Origin of the sequence: Pseudoduganella buxea, from assembly GCF_009720835.1 — a bacterium.
GTDB classification, from domain to species: Bacteria; Pseudomonadota; Gammaproteobacteria; order Burkholderiales; family Burkholderiaceae_D; genus Rugamonas; species Rugamonas buxea.
Map to the genome: position 1 here is coordinate 1 of NZ_WNKZ01000112.1, position 15,843 is coordinate 15,843.

Annotated in this window: 14 protein-coding genes; 5 read left to right on the forward strand and 9 right to left on the reverse strand. The window is 65.7% G+C overall.

Annotated elements, in window-relative coordinates; all coding sequences use genetic code 11:
- The first annotated feature begins 491 nt into the window (after window positions 1-491).
- The 3 genes from GM672_RS24455 (at window position 492) to GM672_RS24465 (ending at window position 3,837) form a co-directional block, all read left to right on the forward strand.
- Window positions 492-725, forward strand: coding sequence for a hypothetical protein (locus GM672_RS24455; RefSeq protein WP_155473138.1), 234 nt, complete (start codon window positions 492-494; stop codon window positions 723-725).
- Between the two features lie 164 nt (window positions 726-889).
- Window positions 890-2,332, forward strand: coding sequence for a DUF2868 domain-containing protein (locus tag GM672_RS24460; RefSeq protein WP_155473139.1), 1,443 nt, complete (start codon window positions 890-892; stop codon window positions 2,330-2,332).
- Window positions 2,329-3,837 carry a DUF3482 domain-containing protein gene (locus GM672_RS24465; protein WP_155473140.1) on the forward strand — a complete coding sequence of 503 codons (1,509 nt, stop codon included), beginning with the start codon at window positions 2,329-2,331 and terminating at the stop codon, window positions 3,835-3,837. The genes GM672_RS24460 and GM672_RS24465 overlap by 4 nt, the downstream gene beginning before the upstream one ends.
- On the opposite strand, the gene GM672_RS24470 is transcribed toward GM672_RS24465, so the two are convergent.
- Window positions 3,834-4,583, reverse strand: coding sequence for an SDR family oxidoreductase (locus GM672_RS24470; RefSeq protein WP_155473141.1), 750 nt, complete (start codon window positions 4,581-4,583; stop codon window positions 3,834-3,836). The two genes, GM672_RS24465 and GM672_RS24470, sit on opposite strands and share 4 nt — an antisense overlap.
- Before the next feature lie 280 nt (window positions 4,584-4,863).
- Window positions 4,864-5,283, reverse strand: a complete 420-nt coding sequence (locus tag GM672_RS24475; RefSeq protein ID WP_155473142.1) for a hypothetical protein — start codon at window positions 5,281-5,283, stop codon at window positions 4,864-4,866.
- 267 nt (window positions 5,284-5,550) lie between these two features.
- On the opposite strand from GM672_RS24475, the gene GM672_RS24480 reads away from it, so the two are divergent.
- On the forward strand, window positions 5,551-7,161 hold the full coding sequence (locus GM672_RS24480; protein WP_155473143.1) for a PEP-CTERM sorting domain-containing protein: 1,611 nt from the start codon (window positions 5,551-5,553) through the stop codon (window positions 7,159-7,161).
- Between the two features lie 50 nt (window positions 7,162-7,211).
- Here GM672_RS24480 and GM672_RS24485 read toward each other — a convergent pair whose 3' ends face one another.
- Entirely contained in the window at window positions 7,212-8,483 is a 1,272-nt protein-coding gene (locus tag GM672_RS24485) for a nitronate monooxygenase (protein ID WP_155473144.1), read from the reverse strand.
- Window positions 8,484-8,591: 108 nt separating this feature from the next.
- Window positions 8,592-9,077, reverse strand: coding sequence for a YajQ family cyclic di-GMP-binding protein (locus tag GM672_RS24490; protein WP_155473145.1), 486 nt, complete (start codon window positions 9,075-9,077; stop codon window positions 8,592-8,594).
- A 151-nt stretch (window positions 9,078-9,228) separates the two neighbouring features.
- Here GM672_RS24490 and murB point away from each other — a divergent pair, with 151 nt between their 5' ends.
- The gene (gene murB, locus GM672_RS24495; RefSeq protein ID WP_155473146.1) at window positions 9,229-10,257 is read left to right on the forward strand and encodes a UDP-N-acetylmuramate dehydrogenase; all 1,029 of its coding nucleotides are present in this window, start codon (window positions 9,229-9,231) and stop codon (window positions 10,255-10,257) included.
- Between the two features lie 73 nt (window positions 10,258-10,330).
- Here the strand turns inward: murB and GM672_RS24500 are convergent, their stop codons facing one another.
- The 5 genes from GM672_RS24500 to GM672_RS24520 all read right to left on the reverse strand — a co-directional run.
- On the reverse strand, window positions 10,331-11,359 hold the full coding sequence (locus GM672_RS24500; RefSeq protein WP_155473147.1) for a diguanylate cyclase domain-containing protein: 1,029 nt from the start codon (window positions 11,357-11,359) through the stop codon (window positions 10,331-10,333).
- Window positions 11,360-11,499: 140 nt separating this feature from the next.
- Complete coding sequence (gene cheB, locus GM672_RS24505) at window positions 11,500-12,528, reverse strand: chemotaxis-specific protein-glutamate methyltransferase CheB (protein ID WP_155473148.1); 1,029 nt, start codon at window positions 12,526-12,528, stop codon at window positions 11,500-11,502.
- On the reverse strand, window positions 12,525-14,801 hold the full coding sequence (locus GM672_RS24510) for a hybrid sensor histidine kinase/response regulator (RefSeq protein ID WP_155473149.1): 2,277 nt from the start codon (window positions 14,799-14,801) through the stop codon (window positions 12,525-12,527). Before GM672_RS24510 ends, cheB begins: the two co-directional genes overlap by 4 nt.
- Window positions 14,798-15,481 carry a chemotaxis protein CheW gene (locus GM672_RS24515; RefSeq protein ID WP_155473150.1) on the reverse strand — a complete coding sequence of 228 codons (684 nt, stop codon included), beginning with the start codon at window positions 15,479-15,481 and terminating at the stop codon, window positions 14,798-14,800. Before GM672_RS24515 ends, GM672_RS24510 begins: the two co-directional genes overlap by 4 nt.
- The coding region (locus GM672_RS24520) for a tetratricopeptide repeat protein (RefSeq protein WP_155473151.1) at window positions 15,478-15,843 on the reverse strand (366 nt) is incomplete at its 5' end. The genes GM672_RS24515 and GM672_RS24520, both read right to left, overlap by 4 nt.

The window sequence follows — 15,843 nt, forward strand, 5'->3', positions numbered from 1 at the left end:
CCCGAACAGGACCGTGAAACGACTTTGCGCCGATGATAGTGCTGCAACCAGTGTGAAAGTAGGTTATCGTCAGGCTGTTATATAGAGAAACCCCTGTTGGCTAACGCCAGCAGGGGTTTTTTGCATTTCCGAGTACTCAATCGCCAGTCAGGCATTGCCTGGCTTTGCCCCCCGTCCAGTGATCTGGGCGGGGGGGTTTTGCATTGGTGGCTTTGCCCAGCCAGGCATGGCCTGCCTTCGCTCCGAATGGCGCGTGCTGTTGGGCGATTTTTGCATTGATGGCTGCTCCATCGCCAGCCCCGCATAGCCTGGATCTGCGCCCGTTCTGCTGAACGGCCGGACTGCGCGTGCCATACAGCCACGAAGTGACCCGTGAGAGCAAGCCTCGTCCTACATCTGGACGGGGCTTGCTCCTATAGAACTGGGCTCAGCCCGCGAGCACCATGGTCAACAGCAGCACGAGCTGCAGGCATGGAAGACGGGAGGGGACCATGGATACGGACACCAAAAGCGGCCAGGAGAATGGCTCGGGTGGCAGCAAGGGCGGTGCTGCCGATGGCAAGGACACGCCCGGCACAGCGCCAGGCTCGCGCCAGTCCGGCCGTGCCGACAATGCGCAACGGCAGGGCAAGGCGGACGGGGGCGGCAAGCGCGCCCGCTACGACGACACGGTTGACGGCAAGCAGGCCCGCTATGATTCGGGACGCAACCGCGGCGGTGACTAGCCGTCCATTCGGCAACTGAGCAGCCTCCCGGTACGAGCCCCCGCCATCGCTCATAAGGCGCCTGCGAGGCGCCCGAGTACCCATGTGCCCCGCACTGCTGCCCGCGCGTAAGCGCGGCTGCCGGGTGCCGGCTGTACAATGTCACTTCCACAATAAGGAGCGGCATGAACGAACAGCTGGCCAGGGAAGTGGTGCTGGTGAAAGCCATCGAAACCACCGATACGAAACACGAAATCCTCAGCGACGACGACCGTCGTTATGCCAACCGGACGGCGCGCGAACTGGCGCAGTGGCAGGCATCCGAGACGGGCTCGCCCGCCACCTCGGATCACTTCCTGCAACAGCGCTCGGAACAGATCATCAAGAAGCTTTCGCAGCGGCATCCCGCCTTCGCCAGTTTCGCGCGCCGCAGTACGGGCCTGCATGGCTTGAGCTGGCTGCTGCCGCTGCTCGCTCTCGCGCTGGGGGCGGGACTGGACCGCATCACCGACCCCCACCGTGTCGACCTGTTGTCCGCACCCCTGCTGGCCATCATCGGCTGGAACCTGCTGGTCTACGTCGTCATGCTGATATGGCTGTGCATTCCGAAAGCGGGCATGACGCGGGTGCGTGCGGCCTGGGTCCGGCGCCTCAGCGTTGGTTCGGCGGCAATGCCGCGCAAGATGCCCCATGCCCTGTCTGCCGGCCTGTTCGCCTTCATGGCCGAATGGGCGCAGCTGAGCGCGAAGCTCAATGCTGCACGGCTGTCGCGCACGATCCACCTGAGCGCGGCCATGTTCGCTCTTGGCGCCCTGGGGTCGCTGTATGCGCGTGGCGTGCTGTCGCAATATGGCGCCGGCTGGGAAAGTACCTTCCTCGATGCGGGCCAGGTGCACCAGATACTGTCGCTGCTGTTCTGGCCCGTGCTGACGCTGTTTCCCCTGCAGGGCTTCACCTTGGCCGATATCGAGGCGCTGCATTTCAGCGTGGGTCAGGGCGCGGCCGCCGCGGCTGGTGGCGCGCGCTGGGTGCATCTGTATGGGGCTACCTTGCTGTTGCTGGTCGTCGTGCCCCGGCTGCTGTTCGCGCTGATCGCAGGCACGCGCGCAAGCTGGCTGGCGCGCCGCTTCCCCCTCGACACGCAACAACCTTATTTCCGCCAGCTGAGCGACACGGCCGGCGGCGAACCGGGCCTGCTGCGTGTGCTGCCCTACAGCTTCACGCTCGACGAGGCGCGCAGCCAGGGGCTGGAGTGTGTCGCGGCGACCCTGCTGGGTGAACGCGCCCGGGTCCAGCTGGCGCCGTCGCTGGCCTACGGCACCGAGCCGGCCCAGGTGCTGGACAAGGCCGATGCACGCGATCCCGCCGCCACCATCACGGCCGTGCTGTTCAACCTCGCCGCCACGCCGGAGAAGGAAAACCATGGCGCCTTCCTGGCCGCGATGGTCAAGGCGGCAGCCCGCCCGGTGACGGTGCTGATCGACGACTCGGCCTTCCTGGCCCGCACCACGGACCCCCAGCGGCTGCGCGAGCGTATCGAACTGTGGCGCGAATTCTGCATCTTCCACGGCGCCGAACCCACCATCGTCAACCTGTTGGCGCCCGCGCCGACGCAGGAGGGCGCATGAAGGAACCCATCGACGACGGATCGAGCAGCGCCATCCAGCTCGCACTGATCTCGCACACGAACAACGGCAAGACGACACTGGCGCGCACCCTGCTCGGTGTTGACGTCGGCGAGGTGCGCGACGCGGCGCACGTAACGGCGCTGGCCGAATCCCACCCGTTGCTGGCCACCCCACAGGGCGACCGCCTGCTGCTGTGGGATACGCCTGGCTTCGGCGACTCGGTGCGGCTGATGAAGCGCCTGGCCATGGCCGGCAATCCCATCGGCTGGTTCCTGCGCGAGGTGCTGGACCGCTACCGCGACCGGCCATTCTGGCTCAGCCAGCAGGCCTTGCGCGCCGCACGCGACAATGCCGACGTCGTCCTCTACCTGGTCAATTCGACCGAACGCCCGGAAGATGCCGGCTACCTGCCGTCGGAAATGAAGATCCTGGAATGGGTGGAGAAACCCGTTCTCGTGCTGCTGAACCAGATGGGCCCACCGCGCCCGGGCCACGAGGAACAGGCGGAGCAGGGCCGCTGGCGTGCCCACCTGCGCCAGTTCCCCGCCGTGCGCGACGTGCTGCCGCTGGACGCTTTTGCCCGCTGCTGGGTGCACGAAGCCGTCTTCTACGACGCTATCGCGGCCCTGCTGCCGGCCGGAAAAACGGCGTCCTATGCGCGCCTGCGCGCCGTCTGGGAAGAAAACAACACGCGCCGCTTCCACCAGTCCATGGCCGTGACGGCCCAACAGCTGCTGGACGCTTGCCGCGACCGCCAGCTGGTCGAGAAAGTCGAGCAGGGCGTGCTGGCATCGGCAATGAAACTGGTCGGTGTCGGCAAGGGTGACGAGCGCAAGCGGCAGGAACGGGCCATGAACACGCTGGTGGCGCGCCTGAACCTGGGCATCGGCCAGACCACGGTGTCCCTGCTGGCCCTGCACGGCCTGGACGCCAGCGAGGCGCCGAAGATCAACGCCCGCGTCAGCAACAACTTCACCGTCCGCGCGCCCGTCGAGAAGGCGCAGGCCGCACTGCTGGGGGCCATCGTCTCCGGCGCGGCCACGGGCCTGTCGGCCGACCTCGCCGCCGGCGGCCTGACGCTCGGCACGGGCGCGTTGCTGGGAGGCGTGATCGGCGCGCTGACCTTCGCCGGCGCCGCCTGGGGCTTCAATGCCGGCACGGACCGGCAGCATCCGGCCATCACCTTGTCCGACGAGTTCCTGCGCACCTTGCTCGTCTCGGGCGTGCTGCGCTACCTGGCCGTGGCCCATTTCGGCCGCGGCCGCGGCAACTTCGTCGAGAGCGAAGCGCCGCCGTTCTGGCAGGAGGAAGTCGAGCAGGCCATCGCGCTGCATGAGGACGCGGTCCGCAAGCTGTGGCCGGCACTGCGCGAGGACGGCGACATCGCCCCCGCCGTCGAGCTGCTGACCAATGTCACGGCGCACGTGCTGGGACGCCTGTATCCGGGCGCGCGGTTGCCGGTGCAAGCGGCGCCGCCCGTTCCGGAGCCGGCACCACAGCCCTAGGCCGCGAAGCCGCCGTCGATATTCAGGCCGGCGCCGGTGATGAAGCCCGTGTCGGGGCCGGCCAGGTAGGCCACCATCGCGGCGATCTCGCGGCCCTCGGCATGACGCTGCACCGCCATGTATCCGTGCTGCTTGGTCGCAAAGTCTCCCTGGCCCGGGTTCATGTCCGTATCGACGGGCCCCGGTTGCACATTATTGATGGTGATGCCCCGTGGCCCCAGGTCATGGGCCAGGCCCTGCACCAGTCCTTTCAGGGCCGATTTGCTCATCGCATAGATGGCCGCGCCCGCGAACGGTATCCGTTCCGCGTTGGTGCTGCCCAGATTGATGATCCGGCCGCCGGCCGGCATGTGCGGGACGGCCGCCTTGATCGCCACGAACACGCCCCGCACATTGACGGCCATGGTGGCATCGAAGTCGTCCAGGGTTGCCGTGTCGATGGTTCCCAGGCGTCCAATACCGGCGTTGTTGACGAGGATGTCGATACGGCCGAAGCGTTTCACGACGGTGTCGACAGCGCCCGCGACCGCATCGGCATCGGCCGCATCGGCCTGCAGCGCCAGCACGCGGCCGCCACCCGCTTCCAGTTCGCCGGCCAGTACCTGCGCCGCATCGTGCGACTGCTGGTAGGTGAACGCAACGGTGGCACCATCGGTAACGAGCCGCCGCACGATGGCCGCACCGATGCCGCGCGCGCCCCCGGTGACGAGCGCGATCTTGCCTTGAAGGTGAGGGGACGAGATCATGATGAGCTTTCGAAGTGGTTGGAATGGAAACAGTATCCACTTCGCATTGCGCGATGAATAGCCGGCAATCGGGATCATCACTTTCAAACAGCAGGAATAATTGCTAAAAAATTCGTGTCTGACACCAGAGTTTCGGCAATATTCGCACGCCTCGGCACCTTGCTCGGCAGGGCCCGAGGCGACATCCCTGACTGCAGAGGCGATGGCTTGCATGCCGTCGCCTCCTGTGCAGGCGCCCCTGCCCGCCTCCGACGTTGAGCGCCCCGGGGGCGGGCAGGAATCAGCGCAGCTGCAGTGGCTTGCGATACGGTGCCATCGGTGGTTTCGGGAACTGTACGCCGGCGTAGGCCTTGCGGAAGCATTCGGCCTTGGCGTTCGACACGTCCGTGACGGAATCCGTCACCCGGCCTTCGGCATCGAGCGTCAGCACGATGGTGACGGGGTACTTCGACTTGTCGTGGCAGTTGCCTTTTTCGTCCAGCTTCTTCTCGTTGTTGAAGCGGATCGACACATCCTCGTACCTGGTGGCCTTGTCGTTGGGGAATTGGGCATTGAACTTGTTCATTTCGCCGGCAAAGGCCGGGTTGGCCGGCGGCGGCGTTTCGTCCTGCTGCGGCTGGCCTTGCTGCGGTGCCGTCTGGCAGCCGGCTATCAGCGCGAAGGCAGCGATGGCCCCCAGCTTCATCATCGCTTTATGCATAAGATTCTCCTTGTTGTTGTTGAGCTGAAGTTTTCCCACTGTACATAAATTGGCAAAATGACAGCGCACAAATGACAACGACAGCGCTGCGGGCAAAGTACCGCCACCGGGGGAACCGCGCTCGATGGACCTCACCGTCAGCGCCTCGCAACACCCATATCCGCGGGTTTGCGGTTTCGATAACGCCGACCTATGCTGAGTAGGACAGGCTGCGCGCACGAAGCGCTTATCCGGTCTGTCGATTGATCCCTGATCGAGGAGCAAGTCATGCGCAATGAAGGCGGGAACGGCTGTGCAAATCGGATGCGGGTCGTGTTGGCCCTGCTATTGACAGCGGCGGCAACGACTGCAACGGCCAATATGGTAAGAGCGCGTATTTGGACGGAAGGCGTGGAAACGGAACTCACAGCCCTTGATCCAGGACGTGCGGCGTCGTTGCAGGAAGTCAGGCGAGCCCCGCACGTATTGGGAATCCTCGATCTGCCGCAGATGTTCTGGCAAAGCAGCAGCGGTTGGTTGTACGCCCCCAGCCGGTTTTCACTTGCCCAGGAAACCCGCTTCCTGACCAGTTTCAGCACCGGACAAATCGTGGACAGCACGCTACGGGGCAGCATCGAGATCATGCTGGAGCCATCGGCCCGCTATGGCAGCAACTGGGAGGTGGTCTCGTTTGCGTCCACCGAAACACATTACTTGCTCAGCCCTCGCACCACACTGACCATGTCGGCGCATGTCTCCGGCATGTATGAGACTGACGGTGGACGCGATGATTTCGCGTTGCAACTCAGCTCGAATTTGTACATCGATTACGGTGCGCAACAGGCAATCTGGACTCTGCCGCAGTCGTCACAGAACTCCGGTGCCGATGATGGCGTACTCGAATTGTCGATCACGAACACTTCCACCGAGCCGCTTCCTTTTATCGCAGCCTTTGGCAGCCGCGCTGCAGCCACCTTGAGTCCGGCAATCGTGCCGCATGTGCCGGAACCCCGATCGCTGCCGATGCTGGCAACAGGCGGCCTTGTCGTCGCGGGCTGGAGCTGCCGTCGAAAGTGGCGGGCGAATGCCCGGCGCATCGTCGTGTCCCGGTTCGCCGCCATGATGTTGTCTCTCGTCCCTTTGATGGGCCAGGCACAGACGCTGGATGTTGCGGCTTCCTTGAGTCTGGCCACGGTCCACGTCGAACGACCGAACGGCGGGTCGCTGCAGTACACTTTGCCGCTCACGACGATCTACCTCGGCACGGAAGTGTGGCAGTCGCCCTATGCCACAGATAGTCATAGTTTTTTTGGCGCCAGCGATTTGCCATACCCGATCGACATGTTTTCGTCATCCGGTGCCAGTTGGGCATCGGCCCGCGCCGTCGATGCCGAGACAAACCTTGCCGTCGGCGGCCATCTTGCAGTCGATTCATTGCCACAAGGCAGCATCATGCGCGCTACCATGGGTTATTACATGCCGGCCGTGGCGATCCCGGCACGTTCATTGGTGACTATTTCTGCCCTGCTGGAGATCAGCGTTCTGGTCGACAATCCGTCGATGTTGCCGTACAGGGTAGTCGCACACGCGGGCAGCACGCACGGACCCGGACAGACGTGGTGGGCATCCGGCGAATCGTCCAGCACGGGTACCCTGCCCCTGATCCACACCGTTGACAACAGGCACGGTTCTGACTGGTTTTACGGAACCGGTTTTGGCAGCGGAATCGACGCGATGTTCGCCACCATTATTCCCGAGCCCCATGCTTGGTCCATGCTCTTCGCAGGACTGCTCTTGCTGATTGCCGGCCGAGCGGGTCAGCGTGTTCGCCAGGCAAGGCTTAAGTTCATGCGGTACCGCTGTGCTGCCGCGGTGACAGCGGATGAGGCGCCGGCGTAAAAACGGCGCAGGCCATGCGGGCTGCGCCGTTCTGTCCCGCGACGAGGGGATCAGGCCGCTTCGGCCTCGTCCTTCGGTGGCAGGGCGATGCGGTTGTCCGTGCTGAACTGGTAGTCCTGGAACACGTGCTCGGCCGTCAACAGCTGATAGTCGCCGTTGGCCAGCTTGTGCGTCGTGTCCTTCAGGCGGTAGGTGTAGTGGCCGCAGGTCCAGCAGTTGAAGTTGCGCATGTGCGTGCACAGGCACGTCTTGTCCATCACCTTGATGCCCTTGTCGCTGCCGCCGTTGGCCAGCACTTCGCGGTTGTACGAGTTGATGTAGGCGCAGTTGCCCGTGGCGTCCAGCAGGTAGCCATAGGATTCGCAGCCGGGGCGGGTGTTGGTGCCGATGGCGGGCGTGCTTTTCAGCATGCGCATCGGGTAGCCCGTCGGCGAGATGCCGTTGACGACGATATCGTCCTCGGTGGCGCGCACGTATTCCTGCTTGACCTTGTCCGGCAGGCCGCACTCTTTTGTGATGGTGAAGCGCGTGGCGACCTGCACGCCGGCCGCGCCGATTTCCATCAGCGACACGGCATCGCTGCCCGTGAACACGCCGCCGGCGGCGATGACGGGGATGTCCAGGCCTTCATTCTTCAGGTAGGCCAGCACTTCGGCCGTGATCGTTGCCAGGTCGTAGTTCTGCCAGTCGTCCATGCCGAAGCCCAGGTGGCCGCCGGCCAGCGGGCCTTCGACGATCACGTAATCCGGCAGCCGGTCCAGCTTCTGGTTCTTGCGCAGGAAGATCTGCAGTGCCCGTACGGACGAGACGATGATGCCCAGCTTGGCATCGCGGAAACGGGGATGGTCGGCCATCAGCCCGAAGGAATTGAAGTGCAGGCCGGCCGACAGGGTGATGCCGTCGATGCCCGCGTCCAGCGCCGCGTTCAGGCGCACCCGCAGCGTTTCGCGGGGGCCGTTCATCGTCAGCTTTTCCATGCAGTTCACGAAGATCAGGCCGGGCCCTTTTTTCGCTTCCATCGTGCGGCCGATATGCAGGCGCTGCGCCTCGGCCAGGCGGCCCAGGTCGAACTGCACCACGGCCTTGTCCATATTATTGATGTTGAACTTGTAGAGCCTGGTCTTGTCCTTGACGAAGGTGGTATCGAAGCGCCGGTCCGACACGTCTTCCACCATCGCGTCCGAGATATGGCCGATGCCGCCCAGGCGCGCCGCTTCCAGCGCCAGTTCGGAAGTGGAGATGTCCACGCCCATTCCGCCGATCATGATGGGAACGTACTCTTTGTCGCCGAACCGCAGGCGAAAATCATCAACTCGTTTCATTGCTATCCTTAGACTACTGGGTGCGCGCCCGATATGCGACGATGAAGAAACTCGCGAACCATCGCGTCCATGCCGGGCTACCTGAATCAAAGCCGTGCAAACATGCGTTCAATCGCGGAAGTTGTTGAACTCCAGCGGGGTGTCGGCCACTTCCTTGCGCAGCAGCGCCATCGCAGCCTGCAGGTCGTCGCGCTTGGCACCGGTGACGCGCACCGATTCGCCCTGGATGCTGGCCTGCACCTTCATCTTGCTTTCCTTGATGATCTTCGTGATCTTCTTGGAGGTATCCGTGTCCAGGCCGTTCTTGACCTTGATGACCTGCTTGACCTTGTCGCCGCCGATCTTCTCGATCTTGCCTTCGTCGAGGAAGCGCACGTCGACCTTGCGCTTGGCCAGCTTGTTGGTCAGCACGTCGCGGACCTGGCTGAGCTGGAAATCGGAATCGGCAAAGGCCGTCAGTTCGTTTTCCTTCTGCTCGACGCGCGCATCGCTGCCCTTGAAGTCGAAACGCGTGGTGATTTCCTTGTTGGACTGGTCGACGGCATTGCGCACTTCGATCATATCGGCTTCGGAAACTACGTCAAACGATGGCATATTCTTTTTCCTCTCATCATTGCATACATACCGTGATCGCGCGGGCGTGCATCGCTCGCGCAAAGATGCGACATTTTAACGGGTATCGGTGCGAACGCTCGGTCGTTTTTGTGTCGTTCCCTCTATAATCGAGCAAATTACTCAGCCAGCCATGCATTCCGAACCCGTCCTCCAGCACGATATTTCCCTGCGTTCCTTCAACACTTTCGGTATCGAAGCACGCGCCCGCGATTACCTCCGCATCACGTCCACGGCCCAGCTGCAGGCGGCGCTCGCAGACCCGGCACGCGCGGCCATGCCCCGCCTCGTCATCGGCGGCGGCAGCAACCTGCTGCTCACGCGCGATGTCGATGCACTGGTGCTGCACATGGGCAACTTGGGCAAGGAAATCCTGCCGGGCGACGCGACGCACGTGCACGTGCGCGCCGCCGCCGGCGAAAACTGGCATGAATTCGTGCAGTGGACCCTGGCCCAGGGCCTGGGCGGGCTGGAAAACCTGGCCCTGATTCCCGGCACCGTCGGGGCCGCGCCGATTCAGAATATCGGCGCCTACGGGCTCGAGACGAAGGACGTGTTCCACAACCTGACGGTGCTCGACCCGGCGACGAACATGCTGGTGACGATGGACCGGGCCGCCTGCCGTTTCGGCTACCGCGACAGCATCTTCAAGCAGCCCGACGGGCGCCACCTGATCATCACGGACGTCACGTTCGCGCTGCCCCGCGCGTGGCAGCCGAACCTGCAGTATGGGGAGCTGGCCGGGGCGCTGCAGGAGCAGGGCATCACGGCACCGACGGCACGCCAGGTGGCCGATGCCGTCATCGCCGTACGCCGGCGCAAGCTGCCCGATCCGGCCGTGATCGGCAACGCCGGCAGCTTCTTCAAGAATCCCGTCGTCACGGCCGAACAGTGCGCGGCGCTGCTGGCGCGCTTTCCCGCCTTGGTCCACCACCGCCAGGCCGACGGCAGCGAGAAGCTGGCTGCCGGCTGGCTGATCGACCAGTGCGGCTGGAAGGGGCGCACCCTGGGTGCGGCCGGCGTCTATCCGAAGCAGGCCCTCGTGCTGGTCAACAATGGCGGTGCCACCGGCGCCGATGTGCAGCGCCTCGCGGCAGCGATCCAGGCGGACGTCGAGGCGCGCTATGGCGTGCGCCTGGAGCCCGAGCCCGTCTTCGTCTAGCGTGGCGAATCACCAGTTCGTCGACGATTGCATTGATCCTCGTCGGACTTATGCACTCCGTGAGTGACCACGACTATGCCGGGCCGATGTCTTCAAAGCTGACGGCGCGGTGCCGGCCGTCGTTCTTGGCCACGTACAGGGCCCGGTCGGCACTCTCCACCATATCGCGTTCCTGCGTTTCCGGTCCCGGCACGAAGGTCGCCATGCCGATCGACATCGTCACCACCTGGTGCGGCGAGTGCGGGTGCTCCATCGCCATCGCATGCAGCTGTTGCAGGCAATGCTCGGCCACCTTGCGCGCGCCGGCCGCGTCCGTGTCGGGCAGGATGATGGCGAATTCCTCGCCGCCATAGCGGGCCGCCACGTCGGCCGGGCGCTTCAGGCAGGCCGTCAGCACGGCCGCCGCCTTCTTCAGGCACAAATCGCCCGCCAGGTGGCCGAAGGTGTCGTTATACAGCTTGAAGCAGTCGATATCGCACATCAACAGCGACAAGGGGCGGCGCTGGCGCTGGCCCCGCTGCCATTCCTGGTGCAGCGTTTCATCGAAGCGGCGCCGGTTGGCGATGCCCGTCAGGCTGTCCAGCGCGGCCAGCTTCTGCAGTTCGATATTGGCGTCGGCCAGGTTCTTCTGGCTCTCGCGCAGGAAGTGGAAGGCCTCGTCGCGCTGCAGGCGGCTGATGTAGGCGCCCGAGTGATAGCGCACGCGCGCCAGCAGTTCGAGGCGGTCGGGCAGCTTGACCAGGTAGTCGTTGGCGCCGACGGCGAAGCCGTGCGCCTTCATCTTCGGCTCTTCCTTGGCCGACAGCACGATGACGGGCACGTGCAGCAGCTTCGGGTTGTCGCGGTACTGGCGGATCAGGTCGAAGCCGTCCACGTTCGGCATCACCAGGTCCTGCAGGATGATGGTGGGTTGCAGCCGCAGCGCGCAGTCCAGCGCCTGCATGGGGTCGGTTACGAAATGGAATTCGATGTCAAGCTGGTCGGCCAGCATGCGCCGCACCGCCTCGACGACGAGCAGCTGGTCATCCACCAGCAATACCCGCACCTTGAAGGTGGTGAAGGTCGGTTCCTGTTCCGCGGTTGCGGAGATTACCTGCGACATCGGCGCTCTCTGGTTCGATCGCGCGGCGCGCCCGTGCGGCCCCCGCACGCCTGTGCCGATGGCCGCCCTGGGCGGTGCCACGTCGATCCGTTGATCGTAAAACCGCGCGCGGGTGCGCGCGTGAATGGGCTGCCGGGCCTTCAGCTCCTGCCGCCGACACTACCGCGCAGGAAGGGACCGATTTTTTGCAGCGGCAAGGTCAGCTGCGCCGCATCGAGTTCGGCCGCCGCGCGCGGCATGCCGTACACGGCGCTGGTGGCCTGGTCCTGCGCCACCGTCGTCTTGCCCGCGCGCCGCATGGCCAGCAGGCCCTCGGCGCCGTCGCGGCCCATGCCGGTCAGCAGGATGCCGATGGCGTCGCCGCGCCAATGCTGTGCCACGCAGCGGAAGAACACGTCGACCGACGGCCGGTAGGCATACTCCCTTGGCACCGCATCGTACCCCAACTGCAATTTTTCATCCAGTACCAGATGGTCATTGCTCTTGGCGATCATCACCGTGCCGGGGATCAGGGCGTCGCCATGCTCGATGGCGCGGGCCGGCATCACCAGCTGTTCGCTCAGCCATTTGACGAAATGGTCGGCGAAGTTCTCGTCGATGTGCTGCACGACGACGATGGCGCAGTCAGGCGGCGGGTGCCAGCCGGCCAGGATCTTGGCCACCGCGACAGGGCCGCCCGTGGAGGCGCCGATCGCCACCAGCGTCTGCACGGCGGCATCGCGCCGCTCGCTGCTGGCCTGCACCGGCATGCGCGGCGACATGGCCTGGTTGCCGCCGCTGTGGCGGATCAGTTTTTCCATCGTGCGCAGCTTGGCCAGCAGCTGGCCACCGCCCTCGGCCTGGCCGGCCAGCATCGGCGTGGCCGTCACGTCCAGCGCGCCGGCGCCCAGGGCGCGGAAGACCTGGTTGACGCTGTCCTGCGGCCGCCCCGTCACCACCAGGATGGCGCAGGGCGACTCCTCCATGATGCGGCGGGTCGCCTCGACCCCGTCCAGCTCCGGCATGTTCAGGTCCATCAGCACCAGGTCGGGCCGGTTGTCGGCGCACATGCGCACCGCTTCCAGGCCGGTGCGGGCAATCCACAGCACCTGGTGCTGCGGCGTGCCGGCGATGACGCGGCGCAGCGCCTCGGCCGCCATCGGCACGTCGTTGGCGATACCGATCCTCATCGGGACGCGTCCCCGACCAGGTCGTGCACGGCATCGAGCAGGGTCTCGTCGTGGAAACTGCCCTTGGTCAGGTAGTAGTCGGCGCCGGCCGCCAAGCCGCGCGCCCGGTCCTCGGGGCGGTCCTTGTACGACACGATCATGACCGGCAGGGTGTGCAAATGAATGTCCTTCTTGATCAGGTTGACCAGTTCGATGCCGTCCATGCGCGGCATGTCGACGTCCGTGATGACGAGGTCGTAGTCGCCCGAGCGTACCACGTTCCAGCCATCGATCCCGTCGACGGCGATGTCGACCTCGAAGCCGCGCCCCGTCAGGAGCTTGCGCTCCATCTCGCGCACGGTCAGCGAATCGTCCACCACCAGGATACGTTTCATTCTACGCCGTGCTGCCGAGTCGGCGCGCGCCAGTTGGTGCAGGCCCCCCTCGGCGAGCAGCTTCTCGATCGACAGCAACAGGTCCGGCACGTCCAGGATCAGCACCGGTTCGCCGTCGTTGAGCAGGGCCGCCGACGAGATGTCGCGCAGCTTGCCGAAGATCGGGTCGATGCTCTGCACCGCCAGGCTCTGTTCGCCCCGGATGGCGTCGACCACCAGGCCGTAGCGGCGCGCGCCCGTGCCGATGACGATCACGGGCAGCAGCTCGTGGTGCTCCATGTCGCCCAGCTCCAGTACCTGGGCCGACGACACCAGGCCCAGGTGCTCGCCGTTCAGGTCGAAGAACTGCTTGTTTTCCAGCGTGTGGATGGCCGCCTGCGGCACCAGCTCGACCCGCTCGATCTTGACGATGGGGATGGCATAGGCCTCGCCGCGCACGTCCACCACCAGCGAGCGCACGATCGACTGCGTCAGCGGCAAGGTGATCGACGTATGGAAGCCCAGGCCTGGCTGCGACTGCACGTGCACCGTGCCGTTCTGCTGGCGGATGGTGTCCTGCACGATGTCCAGGCCGACACCGCGCCCGGAAATCTCCGTGATGTCCTCCTTCAGGCTGAAGGCGGGCAGGAACAGGAACTCCATCAGCTCCCCGTTCGACATCGTGTCGGCCATCGCCGGCGTGGCCATCTTGCGTTCGACGACGGCGCGGCGGATGCGCTGCGGGTCGACGCCCTGGCCATCGTCGACGATCTCGATATTGAGCATGCCGGCGCGGTGGCGCGCCTCCAGGACGATGGTGCCCATCGGTGACTTGCCGTTGGCGACCCGCACGGCCGGTGGTTCCAGGCCGTGGTCGACGGCATTTCTCAGCATGTGATTCAGGGGATTCTCGATGCGCGACAGGATGTCGCGGTCCACCAGCGTGTCCTCGCCACGGATCTCCAGGTGCACTTCCTTGCCCAGGTTGCGCGCCAGGTCGCGCACCATGCGGGGGAAATGCTGTACGCCGTCGCGGAAAGGGCGCATGCGCATGGCCAGCACTTCGTCCACCAGCTGGTTCGAGACGTTCAGCAGGCGCCGCTCGTAGTTCTCCATGTCGGTGATCTGCGCCAGGGTGGTCTGCTTCAGCGGCTGGCTGCGCTGCAGCACCAGCGCGGCCTTTTCCTGCAGGGCCGGAATGCCGCTGCGGGCAATCGCCTCGTGCAGGTCGTCCAGGGCGGTCAGCAATGCCGACTGGCTGCGCTTGAAGCGCTGCATGGTCTCGATCAGCGGATGCATCTGGTGCGCGTTGATGCGGCTTTCGCTGGCCAGCGACAGCAGCCGGTCGCCCTGGGCCGCGCCGCGCTGGGTGTGGCCGGCGCGGCGCTCCGTTGGTGGCGCCGCTTCCTCGGTGGGTGGCGCGGCGGGTGGGGCCTCGACCGCTTCGGCCGGTACCGGCGGTGGCGGCGCCGCAACCTGGACGGGGGCCGCCGGCTTTTCCACCGGCTCGGGCAGGAAGGCGATGCCGACGATGGCGTTCATCGTGCTGCGGATATTGCCTTCGTTGGTGGCCAGCCAGGCCGGCAGGTTCGCTTCCTTCAGGTTCGAGCACTGCACGATCAGGTCGACGCCGGCCAGCAGCACGTCGACCCGGTTCGGCGTCAGGCGCAGCTGGCCGTGCTGGGCGGCGATGAAGGCGTCTTCCATGCCGTGCGCCAGCTGCACGATCAGGTCCAGGCCGACGATGGCGGCGGCGCCCTTGATCGAGTGCGCCGCGCGCATCATCGGCTCGATGGTGCTACCCGAGCTGCCGCGCTCGAGGCTGAGCAGGCCGTCCGTCAGGATCTGGGTCTGGCCCTCGGCCTCCATGCGGAACAGCTCCAGCATGGAAAACTGGCTCAGGTCTTCCGGTTCGCTCATCGCAGGGTTCTCGCAAGTTGGTGACCAACCAGGCCGGCGTCCAGGCAGCCGATGCGCATGTCCTGTTCGGGCAGCACGCCAGTCAGGTAGCGCAGCAGGCCCTTGTTGATCGTCGCCGCCGGGGGCAGCACGCGCGTGGCGGCGTAGCGCACGATGCCGTGCAGGTCCGCCACCGGCAGCGCATAGGCCCGCTCCTCCCACTGCACCAGCAGCAGGCGGGCAAAGGTATGGCGGCCCTGGCGGCTTTCGCCGCCGTCCTCGCCGATGCCCAGCAGTTCGGCCAGCGACACGCAGGGGTAGAGCCGGCCGCCCACGTTGACGACGCCGCGCAGGCCCGGCGCGGCGCGATGCGGCACCCGGTGCGGTGTCGTGTGCGGCGCGATGCGCACGAACATCGCCGTGGGCAGGGCCAGCCACTCGCGGCCGATGCGAAACACGACGCTGGACGAGTCGAGCCGTTCGTCGCGCGTTTCCGGTGCGCGGAAATGCTCGGCCCACTCGCGCAGGTAGCCGTCGTCCACGGCGCGGGCCAGGTTCTGCAGGGCCGCGCCGGCGTATTCGCCGCAGTTGCGGCAATGGGCGTGCTGCGTCAGCAGCTCGCAGCTGCCGTCGCCCGTCACGCCGATACGGCTCCAGCAGCCGGCGCCGTGGGAAGGGCTGCCGTCGTCGGTGGGATTCATGGTGTCGCCTTGGTGGTGTGCTGGCGCCGCCACACGCGGGCAGCGCGTGCCTTCAGCGTGCCGGCCGCGCCGGCGTCGCCGCGCTGGCCGGCCAGCAGCGCCAGGTGGCACAGCGCGTCGTAGTGGTCGGGTTGCAGGTAGATGCAGCGGCGCAGGTGTTCCTCGGCCTGCTCGGGCTGCGTTGCTTCGGACAGCAGGCCAAGCAGGAACCACGCCTCGGCATTGTCGGGCTGCTGGGCCAGCACGCCGCGGCAGGCTGCGGCCGCTTGCACGGGATGGCCCTGGTCGGCCAGCTGGCGCGCCTGCGCCAAGTCGGTCGTGGGCGCCAGCGCGGTCAGCACCGGTGGCGGTACCGGCGCGGC

Coding starts and splice junctions, on each gene's coding strand:
- GM672_RS24455 (WP_155473138.1), top strand. CDS start 492: ATGGATACGGACACCAAAAGCGGCCAGGAGAATGGCTCGGGTGGCAGC.
- GM672_RS24460 (WP_155473139.1), top strand. CDS start 890: ATGAACGAACAGCTGGCCAGGGAAGTGGTGCTGGTGAAAGCCATCGAA.
- GM672_RS24465 (WP_155473140.1), top strand. CDS start 2,329: ATGAAGGAACCCATCGACGACGGATCGAGCAGCGCCATCCAGCTCGCA.
- GM672_RS24470 (WP_155473141.1), bottom strand. CDS start 4,583: ATGATCTCGTCCCCTCACCTTCAAGGCAAGATCGCGCTCGTCACCGGG.
- GM672_RS24475 (WP_155473142.1), bottom strand. CDS start 5,283: ATGCATAAAGCGATGATGAAGCTGGGGGCCATCGCTGCCTTCGCGCTG.
- GM672_RS24480 (WP_155473143.1), top strand. CDS start 5,551: ATGCGCAATGAAGGCGGGAACGGCTGTGCAAATCGGATGCGGGTCGTG.
- GM672_RS24485 (WP_155473144.1), bottom strand. CDS start 8,483: ATGAAACGAGTTGATGATTTTCGCCTGCGGTTCGGCGACAAAGAGTAC.
- GM672_RS24490 (WP_155473145.1), bottom strand. CDS start 9,077: ATGCCATCGTTTGACGTAGTTTCCGAAGCCGATATGATCGAAGTGCGC.
- murB (WP_155473146.1), top strand. CDS start 9,229: ATGCATTCCGAACCCGTCCTCCAGCACGATATTTCCCTGCGTTCCTTC.
- GM672_RS24500 (WP_155473147.1), bottom strand. CDS start 11,359: ATGTCGCAGGTAATCTCCGCAACCGCGGAACAGGAACCGACCTTCACC.
- cheB (WP_155473148.1), bottom strand. CDS start 12,528: ATGAGGATCGGTATCGCCAACGACGTGCCGATGGCGGCCGAGGCGCTG.
- GM672_RS24510 (WP_155473149.1), bottom strand. CDS start 14,801: ATGAGCGAACCGGAAGACCTGAGCCAGTTTTCCATGCTGGAGCTGTTC.
- GM672_RS24515 (WP_155473150.1), bottom strand. CDS start 15,481: ATGAATCCCACCGACGACGGCAGCCCTTCCCACGGCGCCGGCTGCTGG.